Source organism: Vibrio quintilis (assembly GCF_024529975.1).
GTDB lineage: Bacteria > Pseudomonadota > Gammaproteobacteria > Enterobacterales > Vibrionaceae > Vibrio > Vibrio quintilis.
This window is the reverse complement of the sequence record NZ_AP024897.1, coordinates 1,802,170-1,816,923: the sequence shown is the minus strand read 5'-3', so window position 1 is coordinate 1,816,923 and position 14,754 is coordinate 1,802,170. Positions and strand designations below refer to the sequence as shown.

Here is a 14,754-nt window from a genome sequence, read left to right as displayed (position 1 = left end):
AAACGGTCTATCCTAACTTTTTGAAATTATTTTCAAAAACAATAAACCAGTTAATACAGATACTTGGCCATAGCTTTTATACCACTCATTGTATATATACATGTACTTGTATTAGACAGATTAGTTTATTCACGTAACATGGTTATATTCGACTAGAAAAATAAACAATTTCGAGAATATCCTAACAGGCAAAATATGAATACAATGAGCATCGAAACTAAAGCACAAAGCGAACTGAAAGAAGTGCTTGCACTAGCTAAAGAAAAAGGAAGAACTGAGGATGGCTCTTTCGTGATGAAGCAGCTAGAACAAAGGGGCTGGCAGTTTAAAAGCTACATCAAATCTTCAGACACTATTAGCAAAACTAGCCATTACTGCGGATACCAAGGAATCTATGGCACCGGTGTAATGCATAAAGTAGCTTAATCTAGTTCTTGCCGTCCACGATGGGCGGCATATAGTTTACTGTATAATTATAATAAGAAAGGTAAATTCAAAATGGCAATTCCAAACTCAGTCAAAGACAAAAACGAAGAACGCGAACTACAAGCAATCATCAGCGCAACTACCCCTGTTGCTGCTTGTGATGTAGAAAAAGAAGTAGGCGCGGCAATCATTGATGCTTATCAAGAGCTGGCGTACAAGGGCTCTATCGAGCAATTTCACAAGCACATTTCACGTTGCAAATATATCAACATGCTAAGCGGCGTGACTGAGAAAACTGTGCATTTATTCAATACACCAATAATCTCAATTGAAGAGCTCGAAGATGGTAGTTTCATCGTAGAAAAGTGCTTCTTGATTACTGAGTGCAGACGCAAGTTGATGTCAAACTTAAACAGCTACTATCAGCGTCAACGCAACAAAGCAGCGCGTAAAGCGGCTCGTGAAGCAAGATGTAATGAAGTTAATGTTCGCTTTGTTCTTGATGCTGACGCGCACAAAGCACTGCGTGATTTCAAAGAGAAATTCGAGTTCTCGACACTTGAAGAAACAATGAATGCCGCATGCCGAAAACTGGCTTGCTAAGCGAAGCGGCTCAAATCAAAAAACCAATGTCGAGCTTTGGAGTCACCTATGAAACGTGAAATCAACTACAAAGAATACACAACAGAAGCTGCTGCATTTGTAGCTTTTGTTAAGTACCTTGAACGCGACACCGAAGCAGCAGCATGCGTGGGTGCTGCACAAATGATTAAGCATGTTTGTCGATTGCGTCTTGTCGATCATCGAAAAATTGATAGTTCTGAATATCAAGAATTCGGCACGCTGGTAAAGCGCGATGGCCTGTATGCAGCGCAACTGTATAAAGAGATCATTAGTCTGCGCGAGATACCAGTTTCTCTTAGTCAGCCAAAGCAGAGATTTTTAGCTCAAGCTGAACGCATCTTTTTCGCTGTTCTTGAGCATGTTGGTAGAGACATTTTAGACGATGAGGTAGCTGACATCGAGCTAGTGCTTGCGAAGCTGCATTTTCAAATAGAGCGATTGAAAGAAGATGATAAACCGAGCTCAGCTCATCGCTTACAAAGCAATAGTTCACCATAAAGGTCGAACACAAAAATTTGATAAATAAAAATTTGATAAATGGAGTAACACGCTTTTGGACAAAAACGTGTCAGCGCCTTTACTAAATTAGAAAGTCCTGAATAACTACAGGTATTGCAAAGTCACGTAATTAAAAGTCCAGTATTGCTTAAGGTTTAGTCTATGAATAAACATTAAATAATGTCTACTTCCACCAGAACCCCAAAGTGATCCGATACAACCGGATAAAAATCGTTATTAAAAATCACCTGATGCTGCTTTACCACCATCGGTTGATTACTAAGAACCAAATCAATGCGTAGCGCTTGGCTATTTTGTTCCCAACCGTCAATATTTTTAATTACAGTAGTTCCGGAGTCTTTTATTTCTGCTATTTCATAACAATCTATCAAACCGCACTGTAATACATAATCATAACCTTCATTGCGTATATGGCTTGGGTTGTTGAAATCGCCTAATAGAAAGCTCAACTCTGTTGATAATGTTGCCTTTATTCTGTTGAACTGGTCCTCAAATGAGCTCTCTGAGTCACTCCACCAGCCGCAATGACAATTATAAAGATTGAAATCACCTCGTTGAGAAGTGACCTTAATACGCACTGCTCGCCTATGTTTCCAAAAGTTCACATCATAGTTATCACTTAGGTCAATGACCTCATGCTCGACAATCGGCAGTCGCGTCAAGAATGCCAGTCCCTCTTGATATACGTCATAACTTCGATGAACGAAATCCCATGTAAGTTGGTAGTGATAGCCGTATTCCATGAGTTTTTTCTGTAATAAATATCCATAGTTATCAGCGAGCACGGTGTGATTAGTTAATATATTGGCATCAACAGCCGGGCTATTTTGATGTTGATTCACTTCCTGTAATGCAACGACATCGCACCCTTGCTCGATAATGGCTTGCGCTACCACATCCAACTTTTCTAGTTGTTTCTCTTCTTGCCAACTATGGGTATTTAGCGTCATTAACTTCATTTATTATTCACTTATTCATTGTAGCGAGTTAAACGCAGCTCAAGGCTGCGTTTCTCGAGGTTATTTTATCTAGGGTAGAGAATGAATTACGCAGGTTGTGCTGAAAACTTCTCAACTAATTTAGATTTAATGACATCCACTCCTGGACCATAAATAACTTGTACTCCCTGTTCTTTAATTACAGCACCAAGTGCTCCTGTCGGCTTCCATAATGCATATTCAGCAACCAACTGCGGGTCATTAACTGTAATGCGCAAGCGAGTCATACAAGCATCAATCTCAGCAATATTGGCACGGCCACCTAAATTCTGAATAATAATGTCCATCTTCTCATCTTCTGACATGGATTCTGAACTTTCATCGAGGTAGTTACCCATACGGCCCGGTGTTGGCAATTTAAATTTGACAATGAGCACACGGAATAATCCATAGTTAACACCAAAGAAAACAATAGAAACCAATGCGAAGCGAACCAAATCACCACCGATTCCCGCTGAAACCATCATAGGTATACGAGTGAGTAACTCAATCAAACCAAAGGCATGTATACGTAGGTCCATCACATCGACCAACGCAAATGCAATCCCTGTTAATACCGCATGCGCAACATACAAAACAGGAGCAATAAACATAAACATGAATTCAATAGGCTCTGTCACACCGGTTAATAACACAGCAAGACACGCAGATAAAAACATTGGCTTGTATTGTGCGCGCTTATCACTATCAACACAGTGATACATCGCAAGTCCAATACCAATCAATGAAGACGCTGCGATAATAACTTGGCCCGCTTTAAAACGTGCTGGATGCACCGTATCTAATAGATGTTGGTAAGTTGTCGGATCGCTTAATTTAAGATTATTTAAATCGCTAACCCAAGCAAGCCATAGTGGATCTTGACCATAAACACTTGCCCCCGCATTCACCCCTGTTAAAAGCTCATAAGTACCACCCAACTCGGTGTAATTCATTGGAATAGTTAAAGTGTGGTGTAAACCAAATGGCAGTAATAAGCGCTCTAACGTACCATACAAGAAAGGAGCAGTGATCGGCGCAGTGTCTTTAGAGGTTGCAATCCATTGACCAAAATCATTAAGCGCACCTTGAATTAAAGGCCATACGATTGATAAAGCAAACGCAATAATCATCGAATAGAAAATAACAACAAAAGGTACAAAACGCTTACCGTTGAAAAATGCTAATGCCTGAGGTAAGCGAGCGAAGTCATGATAACGGTTAAATAAGTTGGCACCTAAATAGCCAGACATAATACCGATAAACACACCCATATTTAGAGCAGGAGCACCCAAAATATTAGTGAAGAATTGAGAGACAGGTAGCTCAGAACCAAATAGGCTCATCACAACCGCCTCGGGATCACTGAGCATAGCGTTATCCACGCCTAATATAACCCCAGTGATACGGTTAATTAAGATGAAGGCGATCAGCGCGGCAAATGCTCCTCCTGCACGTTCTTTAGCCCATGATCCACCAATAGCGACAGCAAATAATAGGTGAAGATTAACTATGATCCCCCAGCCTATGTTTTCCATAATAGCGCCTAGTGTTTCAATGGCACCAATACCACCAGCATACATTGCGACAACTTTACCGAGTGATATCATGATACCAGCGGCTGGCATCACCGCGATAACAACGATAAGGGATTTCCCAAATCGTTGCCAAAAATCAAAAGATAGTAACTGACTCATAAATGATTCCTTGGTTTAAATGCAGGGTAGCCTTATCAAGGCCCTGCGATAAATATAATTTAGTGCTTTCTTGCAAATATATACGCAGCATAAGGTGGGGCAATTTGCGTCGCTATAAAATCTGAGCGAACGTGTTCATTGTTGATATTCTGATTATCAAGCATTAACTCGCCTAATTGCATGCGGTCGATATCAACGATGCTCTCTTGTGGACTTAAATTGGTAATAATGGTCCATGTCATATCTTGTGCAACACGTTGATAAGCATAGATATTAGGGTCGTTAGGTAGCAGCAATTGATAGCGGCCAACCACTAAACTTACATTTGACTTACGCAGAGCAATCAGCTGCTTATAGAAACTCAAAATCGAATTTGGATCTTTCTGTTGTTGCTCAACATTGATATCTGCGTACTGTTGATTGACGGAGAACCAAGGTTGCACCTCAGAAAAACCGGCAAAATCCTGCGCATTCCATTGCATTGGCAAGCGACTGTGGTCGCGAGATACTTGATTTAACAAGGCTAAGATGTCTGCATCGCTTTGACCTTGTTGAGATAGCTTTTGAATTAAATTTCTAGCAGACACATCATTAAATTCATCAAGAGAAGTAAACTGATGATTTACCATACCAATCTCTTGGCCCTGATAAATAAACGGAGTTCCTTTCATCAAGAAATAACAACTCGCTAACGCGGTAGCACTGGCATACCTAGAGGTAGGGTCGGCAAAAGTATCAATGCTACGAGCTTGATCGTGGTTTTCTAAATAAAGCGCATTCCAGCCTTTACCTTCTAATGCATCTTGCCAACGCGATAAAATGCGTTTGAACTCCACTAGATCTAAAGGCACGTTGCTTTGTTCTTCCGACCATAGCTTCATGTGTTCAAACTGAAAAATCATGTTGAAAACACCGCCTTGATCGTGCTCGGTCGCTTCGGCAACCCAAAGTAATGCATTGTCGGCAGTCACCCCATTAGCCTCACCAACTGTCACTATGTTAAAGGGATCAAACGCCTGCTCTTTTAACTCATGCAGATGTTTTTCAATCCCTGCCACATTCATATGATAATCAAACGAAGAGACATACTTTTCACCCTTTGGATTGGGTAAAGAAGGTAAACCTGGTTGTTTCTGAATATGGCTAATTGCATCCACACGGAAGCCATCAATACCACGCTCCAACCACCAATAAATCATTTTAAATAGTGCTTGTTTAACTTCAGGATTTTCCCAATTCAGATCAGGTTGTTTTTTTGAAAATAGGTGCAAGTAGTACTGTGCAGTTTTTTTATCATATTCCCATGCACTGCCATGAAAAATACTTTCCCAGTTGTTTGGGTCGCAAGTCGGTTTTTCAGCGGTAGGCTCACAACCATCACGCCAAATATACCAATCGCGCTTAGGGCTATTTTTGTTATCTCGAGATTCAATGAACCATGGGTGCTCGTCGCTAGTGTGGTTGATCACTAAATCCATAATAATGCGAATGCCACGTTTATGAGCAGCACTGATTAGTTCATCCACATCCTCAAGGGTTCCAAAGTCAGGATGAATCGCTTGATAGTCACTAATATCGTACCCGTTATCATCATTAGGTGATGCATAGAATGGGCAAATCCATATTAAATCAATGCCCAAATCAGCAAGATAATCGAGCTTAGCAATGATGCCATTGATGTCACCAATACCGTCCTGGTTTGTATCATAAAAACTACGGGGATAAATTTGGTAGGCGGTTGCTTTCTTCCACCACGCGAGTGGTTTTGAGTGCATATTAGGAGCGAGTGTCATCGGTTATACTATATGTGTTATCGTTAACACATATAGTTAAGTAGAACCGATTTGGACTCAACACAATTTCAGAGGAATCGTGAGCTTTCTCTCATCTTTATGTCGAATGTGCCTTCAACAGAACTGAAATCGCGCTTGAGCAATTTTTTGACAGCTTGGTAGCCCACTTGATAGTAGTTAAAAGCGACAGTCGTAAGGCTCGGGACTAACAAATCGCTGTAGTCATAGTCACCCATGCCTACAATCCATACGTTATGACCGATCTTGAGTTGCTGTTCTTTGGCGCGACGATATAAACGAATGGCAATATTATCGGTGGCACAAAAGTAGACATGATTAGGCTGTAATTGAACGGCCTGATAGCCAGCTTTGTCCTCCGAGTTGGCTAGGGCTTGTAGTGATAAATTCAACTCAGGGACGGTGTCGGTAATAGTGGCTTGCATCAACTTAGTGCGGCTAGAAAGCATACGCTCATCATAAATATAATGTACGGCAGCCAGCGGTGCCTGCTGCTGTTTTAACTGAGTGATGGTGTGGGAGACGAGGGCTTTAATCGCTGCATGATCGGGGTAATATAAACAGCAATGGTGGGGGGTATTTTTGCCAATAAATACCACATTGTCTAAGGTTCGATAAAAAGTCTCTTCGACACTGTGCTTTGACGCAATAATAATCGTGCCCAATGCATTTAAGCCGTTAAACTCTCTCACAGCTTGGCATTCTGACTCATGGTTAAACCCTGTGGCATGAAACAGCATTCGTACTTGTGATTCATTGGCAGCAGCCAGCGCCCCTTTAATCACTAAACTGGTCGTATATGACTCAATACGAGGCGCGATGAAACCAATAATATTGGATTGGCTACGAATGGAGCGAGCAAATATATTAGGCGTGTAATGACTCTCTTTGACGATGGCATCAATTTTAAGGCGGTTCTCTTCCGAGACATAACCGCCATTAAAGTAACGCGACACAGTCATTGTTGAAATTCCAAGCTGCCTTGAAATCTCAGCCATGGTCATTTTTTTACTCATTACCTATTTCCTTCAATAATGCACTATTGCCATATCTCCAAGTGACTTCAAGATACAGAATTCAGAGTTGAGTCACTTGGGCATAGTATCCAATATATTGGCTAACAACACAGTAAATAAAACTGGGTGGACGTATGAGTGTTTAATTTTCACTCACAAGATTTAGACCTGAACTCAAGACCAGGGAGCGAGCATACCTTGAGCAAGTTATCCCCAATGCTGACGAATAGAATATAGTGGGCTAACAATTTGTAATTCGCGACTTAGCGCTTATGTAATATGAGGTATCTACACGGCCTTTACCATTTTTCACTTGATGCCGTACCATTACATGATGCCTCGTACCGTCAGTCATTCCTCAGCAAGCTCTCCGGGTAACTTGACCTTTAACTGGAATACGAATTGTTCTTCGCTGTGACCATGTTACAACTCTCTGTTTCGTAAATTATTTTCTCTTTGTTTGCTTCAACGGTAGTTTGACATTTGTCCACAATAACTACCATTGATTTGGGCTGGTTGTTATTCACTTGAACAACAATGAGGGCATTTTCTCTGCAATTTCCTCCAGCGTGTCGCGCTGACAATTCAGTGTAATAATAGTGATCGCAGCCATTTTTAAAATAAAAATCATATTCTTCCATCAAATTTACCAATATCGAATTTCTTGTTCTCAATCGACTGTTGACTCAGAACAAGTAGTGGGGCTCTAACGCATTAGACATTACACAGATTAGAAAAAGTAGGTTAAATAACCTCACTATGATTTGTGAGGTTGAGCACAGCTGGCAAGAAATGGGGCAATTTCGAGTTACGGATGAACCGAATATTGAGAACCTAGAACGAGTCTAAGATTCTCAGGCCTTACCACTTACTCTTGAACAACCGTGGTTCTTTGTCCTTTGATTTTCACCTCGCTTCGCGAGAAAACCATCCATTGAAAGTGGTACACTTTCGCACTTATCCTTTATATATACAGAAACCCACCTCCCAGAAAGTGTCCCCCTCCATGAAAGGTGCAAATAAATCTGGATTATTTTCCAGCCAAAAGGCTGGGTAAACGACAAAAAACGGTTCTATAGGGAGTATACCGTTGAGTTTTGGTTGGTTTATATCGACACCAGCATATACTGTAACTTATTGTTTTTTAAGCCTATTTGGTGTAAAATAAACGAATAACAAGTCGTGAGATACATATCTGTACTCAAGCACACTGACCAGTGCTAGACATAAAAATGAGAGTAAAAGATGAGCACATTCATTAGCCGTATTGATACCCCTACTATTCCTGCTGAAGCAAAAAGAATTATCACTCCTTTCATTTCGACGGTCGTAACTGACGTGATTGCTGAAGGCACGAAAAAGTCGAAAATCACTATCGTTACTGACTCAGATAACCTCTACCAAGATGCATGTGTTGCCCGTGCACAGCAAGTGAAAATTCAACTCGGCGAAACAAAAATCAGTCTTGGCAATTCTCCTCTAACAAAGTCGTTAACCATCTTGTCATTTGCTAAAACACACGAATCAATCAAGAAAGAAACCAAAAGAGCGATCAACGACAGCTTAAAATTTCTGGTAAGCAATAGCTTAAACACTCTTAAAAGCATCATTCGCGACCACATGCAAACTGGGTGCGAGGCTTTTATTGTAACTCTAGAATCAGCTATTCAAGCTAAGAAACAAGCCGTCATGTCGTCAACGTCGATTTCGCCTGACAACGATAAAGTCAAGTTCGTCGAAGTAGATTACAAAGCCAACCTAAATCACTTGATAGAACGACAAGGCATCCATCTATTCGTTGGCGAACCTGGAACTGGCAAATCAGAGATCCAAGAAAGGTTAATGACCGCAGCCAAAGATGACATGCGCTACCCCATCTCGATCAATGCCTCACGCTCTCTCACCTACTCTCAGCTAAATGAGGAAGACACTCGTGACTACAGATATGCACATAGCGACGCGGAGGCTCGTGCAGTCCTTGGAGTTGTGCTCAAATTGCTAAGCGATGACTACTATTACTTTCGGAAAAAATCAGAGACTCTCTTCATTGACGAACTGGAAGATGTACGCGATCAAATCCAGAGTAATCTCATTAGTACGTTAGCTGAAAAAAAGGATCTACTACTGACATTAGAACAGCAAATCATCAGTTCTCACACAGTATTTGGATTCGACGCTTTCTTGAATGACCACACAGTTGATTGGCTTTATGAACTGGCACAAAAGAGCGGTAAAACTATCTACGTTTACTCGCAGAAAAGTCCATTTAAAAAACCAGTAGTCAGAGTAACGACACCTGCGGTTTGCAAACAAAAATCTCGTGAAATACTTGAAAATGGCAAAAAACTAGCTGTGTTTAGCGATGGCAAAAACCAAGAGAATTCTGTTTTTAATGCTGAGGTTTTTGCTATTGCAGGAATACATCGAAAATACGAACAAGATGAAGAGCTAGAGCACTTTGTAGATTTTCAGAAGATTGACGCTGAGTTTACACAATCAAGCAAAGCTAAATTACTACAAAAGCCAACGGAGCTAGCCCAGTCGGTTCAAGCTATATTTTACAACCCTGCGGCTAAAAACGGTCTAAGTATTCTTGATGGCGAGTACAGTACAGTTTCAGTAATTGCTCACGGCACAGTTTCCCCAAACGATTTAATTCAAGCTCCAGGTCGCTTTAGAAAAGCTCAATCCGTTAACCTGTGCTTCAGTCAGGTTAGAAACAGACAAGCTCAAAGCGAAACATCCATTCTCACTAGCATGATAAACGACGAGTTTAGCGCAGATCTGACAAGAGAACAGCTAGACCTTATGTTAGACGATGACTATCTCCAGAAAATTGCCGCACGTGCTAAGTTCAAGCAAGACATGCACGAAAACTACGAGTTCACTGTCCTGACCATCCTCGAACATTTGGGATATGAAATTGAATTCGTGACCGGGAGTGAAGAAGAACAAGCAAATGGCTCAGCAGCAAGCAAGAAAGGAAGCACAGCGGAAAAAGAAGCTCGACTAGCACAGATTCTAAATGCCGAAACGATCACTCTTACTGAAGCCAATCGCATCCAACAGCAAGGCGAGCATGCAACAACTGACAGCAAGCGTAAACTTTCTAAGTTCACTTTAAGTGACTTCTATTGCACACCTGTAGTTGATCAAGAGCTGCTGGATTTTGACAACAATGGCGCTGGCAGACGCATAATAAACAAGTTCAAGCTTGCTAGAGCGGAGGCATCTTCATTGACTATCAACCAACAGTTCAAACAACAAATGATTCTCAAGTTTTTTGAAACCGTAGGCTTGTTTGAGGATGAGTTTAAATACAGCAACTCTGATGCGAAAGACTTCCTAAACTTCTTGTTCAAAACAGAGCTAACGGTTGGAGTGCAAAGCAAAAAGGCGTTAGATATTTTCCATGACACTTTTGAAAGGGCAAACGTATCAACGGCACAGCCTTTGAGCACAATCACCTCTGTTCTAAAAAGCGAGTTTAATATCAAACCTCAGCTTTCCGGTAAGAAAAAGCGTCAAAGAGCTTATACTGTTACATTGCCGGTAGAACTTGAAAGACGCATTAACCAAATTGACACCAGCATCCTAGAATGCTTGATAACAACACAAGGAAAGGCTGCATAGCTGAGCGAGGAACAAAAGAAAGGGCGAGTGACCAAACTCGCCCGATTGCAGTAGAGAGTTAACTGCAATCCTTATCTTTTAATTATAGCACTACAGCAGATTATTACACCACTTTTCGCAATAACAAACATTCTTTGTTGCATTTTTCGCAATCAAACTCAGTAGTCAATAATTACTATATTGTGCTTCTTAAGCTTATGTTGATGCATATCAGTGCCCCGCTTCAGTAAAAATTCCAAATCTGGCATAGGGCAACATAAAAATAAATTTGATCAAAAAATGCAAATCGTCGCGCACATGACTCACGTACTCAGTGCTAAAGCTTAAGTAGCAGATTTGCTCGCCAAAAGATCCGTCTTCACGCACTTCATTGTAATATTGCATTGCGCCCCATATTTCGAACCATTCTAAAAATTCGACTAGCAGCTCGAATTGCAGATGGCACATGAGCAAACCGACTGTCATTACAATAAGCATGCAACCTCCTTTTCGTTATATTGTCCAATTAGGGCAGATGACACACGTTCTAAAGATTTTGTAGCTGTGTTGGATAGTCTAGGCGATAGTCGCTTAGCTCATAACTGCAATCATAAGTACATGATGCTGGTGTCAGGGTGTTGAGTGCTTCAACAAATGATTCATGACCGAAAGCGTGACCGTGTGGATGCTCACTGTTGTTGCGAATATCAAATAGCAAGCCAACACCTTCACTTTGTCCAAATTTGCCCAAGAACCAATTGTATGCTTGTCCGTAATCAGGGTACTCATTTTGATTTGCAAATCCGTACATTCTGCTAGCATCAAGGAAGCTGATTACATCTAGCGTCATGCGACCATGACCTTTGTCGCTAGTTGCTGCCATGCCTGACAGCTTCACTGCCTGACCTTCACTAAACCAACGCTCTAGAGCTATTTTTCCGTCAAGAGGCGCGGTAATTGTGACTTGAAGATGGTGAATAACTTCGTGCGTAGCGATAGTCAGATCATCAGGGCGCTGTGCTGCTGATTTGGCAGCCACTTCAAAGCCTGTCTTTGTACCCATGCCCCACTCAGAATTTGAGCGACTTGAGCTAAGGCAAACTACCATCTTCTCGATTGAGTCAAAAACATCCACAGGCGTTGCATCAGTGTAAGCGCCATTTGCATCAAACTCAGCCTTTAGATCTGTGTATAGGTCGATCTGCTCTTGATGAGTCATTCTTTGAAGCTCAACTTCGAATGGGCGAGTAGCCCACACATTTGAGCCATACAAGCCATTGTCAACGATGTAAGTGCTAATATCTCGCCAATCAGATACTGGCTGCGCATCATAAAGACCAGATCGCGTTGCACCATCAAAATAACGATCAAGAACCTCATCGTCATATAGATCGATGCCTAGTACTGAATTTCCGCTATTCGCATAATCAATTTCAGCAAGCATTGTGGTAATTCGGCCTGCTATTTCAGTAGACACGCCCGGCTTTAGAGACAGATATTGCTCATGCGATAGACCCACTGCTGTAAGTGCTCGATCAAGAGAGCGCTCACCCAATGTAGCACCCCAACGATAGTCATCATCAGACATGCCGACTTCACCAACAACGATTACGCGATCTGATTCAAAGTAACGATCATCAGAGTTCTGTACGCATTCCCAACCCAAATCCGACTGATTTGGATAAAGTATGTGATTAAGGCTAGTAGACTGTGCATCTTTAAATTCGCCTGCAACATAGCTATCTGCCGAGATACTGGTGCTGCCTAGGCCGCCACCACTCCCTTCGCTGCCACTGCCGCCGTCACCACCGCAGGCAGTCAGTAAAGCTGAAGACATAACTATCCCTACGCTAATAATTGCTTTGCGCATATTTTCTCCTGGTTGTTGTTTTAGATTGGAGTCAAAATGGTAGCGATTTACTGTCGTCAAATCGCATTTCAAACTCTTGAACTGTTTGTAAAATTCTTGGCGCTTTGCGCCATAAAATTTGCTTGCTCATATGCTCCCACTGTGGGCTCGGCGCATACTGCTGTGACTTAATAAGCCCGCTCATGCAAGCCAGGGTGTCCGTGTCGCCGCCGACGAACTGGCAAGCACGAATAGCTGTTTCAACGTTGTGCGACTGATACAGAGCGATGAATATCGCGAGCGGAACAGTAGTCACAGCGCTTGCATCAGAAGTTACAGCTTCGCTTCTCATCTTTACTAAATTGTGAGAGTGCGTTTGATCGACGTAATAGTTCCATTTCTGGTAGAGTTCTTCGCAAATTTCTTGAGCTGAAATACGCTTGCGCATTGCCCACACACACCATGCGACCGCTTGAGCACCATCGATAGCTTCTTGATGTGAGTGAGTGGCCTCTGCTGATTTCTTGGCAAGCAGCAAGACTTCGTCTTCGTTATCGAGATATCCAATTACACCAGCTCTTGCCGCAGGGCCATTTGTGTAGCTGCTATCTGATGGCTTGCCGGTTCTTATCCAGTGCGAAAAGCTCGGCCCGTATTTGCAATCGCTGAATGTTTCAGCATAGATCTGGTAGTACAGGCCAAAGTCATCACTTCCATCAAGCATTGCATGCGCCGTCGCAGCAAGAAGCACACTGTCATCGGTCGGATGTGCTTTCGCGCAAAACATCTTAGCTTCGTTTAAGTTGTAAGTTCGCAGCTGAGCACCCTCGAGAAGTGAGCCAGCGATGTCACCAATAATTCCGCCTATCAAATAGTCACTCCTTACTTAAATTTACCAACTTCGGCGCTCACATGTACTCGGAATTCGATATTCGAAAAGTCACGAGCAGGCAATCTGTACATGTTGATTAATCGCTTATTTCGGTAAGCTTGAATATGCCAAAAGAGCACATAATGGTAGTACGGCAGCCAACCGACTTGGTATACATCGTGCTCGTACTCAGGCTCTCTGTATTCAAGCATTACGCCGAGCATTTCTCTAACATCAAGCTCCTTATACAGAGCTTGAAGTCTCAGAAAATTGCACATGCGAAAGTGAACTGTAGCGCCACCCAAGGCTTTGAGATTCTCGCCATCCAGATTGAGCGCTAAAGATTGAAGCACTGCTCTATTGATGTCTCGATACGTTTCTGTGATAAGTAGCTTTGTCTCTTTGCTTGTTAGATTGCGTATATCTAACTCAAGCCGTTCTGCTGCCTGCTCAAGAAACATATCAACCTCCCAATTTGTCGAATTCTGCCAGGTCGTTCCAGTCGATATTGTCTAGGTCATCCCAATCTACAGTTGACTCAACGACAGAAGCAGGTAAAGCATCAGGCGGCAAATTAGGCAACTGATTATCAGTAGCTTGCAGAAGCGTATCGATAATACCGAACTCTTCGTCTTCATCTTTTGTACAGATGTAAACGACGAACGTATCCAACTCTGCGCTCATGCGAGTTTGATAAGCGCACATATAGAACTGCACTGAATCTCTGTCGCTTACTTGCACTTTAAAGAAGCTACGCAAGTCACTTGCAATCGGAGCGTACGGAAGCACTTTCAAGAACTTATCTACGCTCATGCAACCATATTTCTTGATGAACTTATCGACGCCCGGCGACAGCTTGATAACGAGCGCTTCCATGCGCTCCAAGGTATCTCGCATGCCCGCTTGAGTCGTCGCAACTTCAATCAGTCGCTTGTACTTCGTGCGGTCAAATGCGGGTTTAGTCATGCAGTTTTTCCTCTAGCAATTCGTCAATCTTGCCGATCAGGCTTACGCGCTTGTTTGGGTTGTCGATAAAAACAGTTACTTGAAACTTATTTTCAGCAAGCGAGCTAACACAGAACATCAGCTTGATGTCGTTGTGCTCAAAAGTTTGCAATGGGTGAGTTCGAGTGTACTCAATCTCGTGAATAGAGCGTTGAAGCTCTTTGATTTGAATAGCTTCTTTATCTATGAGCTTCTGCACTTCAGACGAGTACAGATAGTTCACATGCTCCATATCTTCAGAGAACTTGCGAGTTTCTTCGATGCAAAGAAGAGTTGAGAAGTCGTTATAGCGTTGTAGTTGTGCTGTATTTAGCATAGTTCAAAGTACCTTTTTTAGGTTGAGTAAA

14 protein-coding genes are annotated in these 14,754 nt (G+C 42.1%); 4 read left to right on the top strand and 10 right to left on the bottom strand.

Annotated features, from left to right (window positions below):
- Positions 1 to 195 precede the first annotated feature (195 nt).
- From OC443_RS08605 to OC443_RS08595, 3 genes are all read left to right on the top strand, one after another.
- Positions 196 to 426 (top strand): hypothetical protein, encoded by a 231-nt coding sequence (locus tag OC443_RS08605; RefSeq protein ID WP_073585960.1) that lies wholly within the window; start codon positions 196 to 198, stop codon positions 424 to 426.
- A gap of 72 nt (positions 427 to 498) precedes the next feature.
- Positions 499 to 1,029, top strand: a complete 531-nt coding sequence (locus OC443_RS08600) for a hypothetical protein (RefSeq protein WP_073585961.1) — start codon at positions 499 to 501, stop codon at positions 1,027 to 1,029.
- Positions 1,030 to 1,077: 48 nt separating this feature from the next.
- A complete protein-coding gene (locus OC443_RS08595) occupies positions 1,078 to 1,548 on the top strand; it encodes a hypothetical protein (RefSeq protein WP_073585962.1) in 471 nt (156 codons plus the stop codon).
- A 173-nt stretch (positions 1,549 to 1,721) separates the two neighbouring features.
- Here the strand turns inward: OC443_RS08595 and OC443_RS08590 are convergent, their stop codons facing one another.
- The 4 genes from OC443_RS08590 to OC443_RS08575 all read right to left on the bottom strand — a co-directional run bounded on the left by OC443_RS08590 (position 1,722) and on the right by OC443_RS08575 (position 7,070).
- Positions 1,722 to 2,528 (bottom strand): endonuclease/exonuclease/phosphatase family protein, encoded by an 807-nt coding sequence (locus OC443_RS08590; RefSeq protein ID WP_073585963.1) that lies wholly within the window; start codon positions 2,526 to 2,528, stop codon positions 1,722 to 1,724.
- Positions 2,529 to 2,614: 86 nt separating this feature from the next.
- The gene (locus OC443_RS08585) at positions 2,615 to 4,243 is read right to left on the bottom strand and encodes a PTS transporter subunit IIBC (protein ID WP_073585964.1); all 1,629 of its coding nucleotides are present in this window, start codon (positions 4,241 to 4,243) and stop codon (positions 2,615 to 2,617) included.
- Positions 4,244 to 4,302: 59 nt separating this feature from the next.
- On the bottom strand, positions 4,303 to 6,036 hold the full coding sequence (locus OC443_RS08580; protein WP_004393982.1) for a glycoside hydrolase family 13 protein: 1,734 nt from the start codon (positions 6,034 to 6,036) through the stop codon (positions 4,303 to 4,305).
- 68 nt (positions 6,037 to 6,104) lie between these two features.
- Entirely contained in the window at positions 6,105 to 7,070 is a 966-nt protein-coding gene (locus tag OC443_RS08575; protein ID WP_020431549.1) for a LacI family DNA-binding transcriptional regulator, read from the bottom strand.
- Positions 7,071 to 8,315: 1,245 nt separating this feature from the next.
- Here OC443_RS08575 and OC443_RS08570 point away from each other — a divergent pair.
- Positions 8,316 to 10,703, top strand: coding sequence for an AAA family ATPase (locus OC443_RS08570; RefSeq protein WP_073585965.1), 2,388 nt, complete (start codon positions 8,316 to 8,318; stop codon positions 10,701 to 10,703).
- A 210-nt stretch (positions 10,704 to 10,913) separates the two neighbouring features.
- Here OC443_RS08570 and OC443_RS08565 read toward each other — a convergent pair whose 3' ends face one another.
- Genes OC443_RS08565 through OC443_RS08540 form a run of 6 tightly spaced genes read right to left on the bottom strand, consistent with a single transcriptional unit; the run spans position 10,914 to position 14,723 of the window.
- A complete protein-coding gene (locus OC443_RS08565) occupies positions 10,914 to 11,180 on the bottom strand; it encodes a hypothetical protein (protein ID WP_073585966.1) in 267 nt (88 codons plus the stop codon).
- 49 nt (positions 11,181 to 11,229) lie between these two features.
- Entirely contained in the window at positions 11,230 to 12,552 is a 1,323-nt protein-coding gene (locus tag OC443_RS08560) for a hypothetical protein (RefSeq protein ID WP_073585967.1), read from the bottom strand.
- Between the two features lie 31 nt (positions 12,553 to 12,583).
- Positions 12,584 to 13,402, bottom strand: coding sequence for an ADP-ribosylglycohydrolase family protein (locus OC443_RS08555; protein ID WP_073585968.1), 819 nt, complete (start codon positions 13,400 to 13,402; stop codon positions 12,584 to 12,586).
- Between the two features lie 11 nt (positions 13,403 to 13,413).
- A complete protein-coding gene (locus OC443_RS08550; protein ID WP_073585969.1) occupies positions 13,414 to 13,863 on the bottom strand; it encodes a hypothetical protein in 450 nt (149 codons plus the stop codon).
- A 1-nt stretch (position 13,864) separates the two neighbouring features.
- A complete protein-coding gene (locus OC443_RS08545; protein WP_073585970.1) occupies positions 13,865 to 14,368 on the bottom strand; it encodes a hypothetical protein in 504 nt (167 codons plus the stop codon).
- A complete protein-coding gene (locus tag OC443_RS08540; protein ID WP_073585971.1) occupies positions 14,361 to 14,723 on the bottom strand; it encodes a hypothetical protein in 363 nt (120 codons plus the stop codon). The genes OC443_RS08545 and OC443_RS08540 overlap by 8 nt, the downstream gene beginning before the upstream one ends.
- Positions 14,724 to 14,754: the final 31 nt, after the last annotated feature.

Bases quoted from the DNA above. Each gene is read 5' to 3' on its own strand.
- OC443_RS08560 (WP_073585967.1), bottom strand. From the start codon at position 12,552: ATGCGCAAAGCAATTATTAGCGTAGGGATAGTTATGTCTTCAGCTTTA.
- OC443_RS08595 (WP_073585962.1), top strand. From the start codon at position 1,078: ATGAAACGTGAAATCAACTACAAAGAATACACAACAGAAGCTGCTGCA.
- OC443_RS08600 (WP_073585961.1), top strand. From the start codon at position 499: ATGGCAATTCCAAACTCAGTCAAAGACAAAAACGAAGAACGCGAACTA.
- OC443_RS08570 (WP_073585965.1), top strand. From the start codon at position 8,316: ATGAGCACATTCATTAGCCGTATTGATACCCCTACTATTCCTGCTGAA.
- OC443_RS08585 (WP_073585964.1), bottom strand. From the start codon at position 4,243: ATGAGTCAGTTACTATCTTTTGATTTTTGGCAACGATTTGGGAAATCC.
- OC443_RS08605 (WP_073585960.1), top strand. From the start codon at position 196: ATGAATACAATGAGCATCGAAACTAAAGCACAAAGCGAACTGAAAGAA.
- OC443_RS08565 (WP_073585966.1), bottom strand. From the start codon at position 11,180: ATGCTTATTGTAATGACAGTCGGTTTGCTCATGTGCCATCTGCAATTC.
- OC443_RS08590 (WP_073585963.1), bottom strand. From the start codon at position 2,528: ATGAAGTTAATGACGCTAAATACCCATAGTTGGCAAGAAGAGAAACAA.
- OC443_RS08580 (WP_004393982.1), bottom strand. From the start codon at position 6,036: ATGACACTCGCTCCTAATATGCACTCAAAACCACTCGCGTGGTGGAAG.
- OC443_RS08575 (WP_020431549.1), bottom strand. From the start codon at position 7,070: ATGAGTAAAAAAATGACCATGGCTGAGATTTCAAGGCAGCTTGGAATT.
- OC443_RS08545 (WP_073585970.1), bottom strand. From the start codon at position 14,368: ATGACTAAACCCGCATTTGACCGCACGAAGTACAAGCGACTGATTGAA.
- OC443_RS08540 (WP_073585971.1), bottom strand. From the start codon at position 14,723: ATGCTAAATACAGCACAACTACAACGCTATAACGACTTCTCAACTCTT.
- OC443_RS08550 (WP_073585969.1), bottom strand. From the start codon at position 13,863: ATGTTTCTTGAGCAGGCAGCAGAACGGCTTGAGTTAGATATACGCAAT.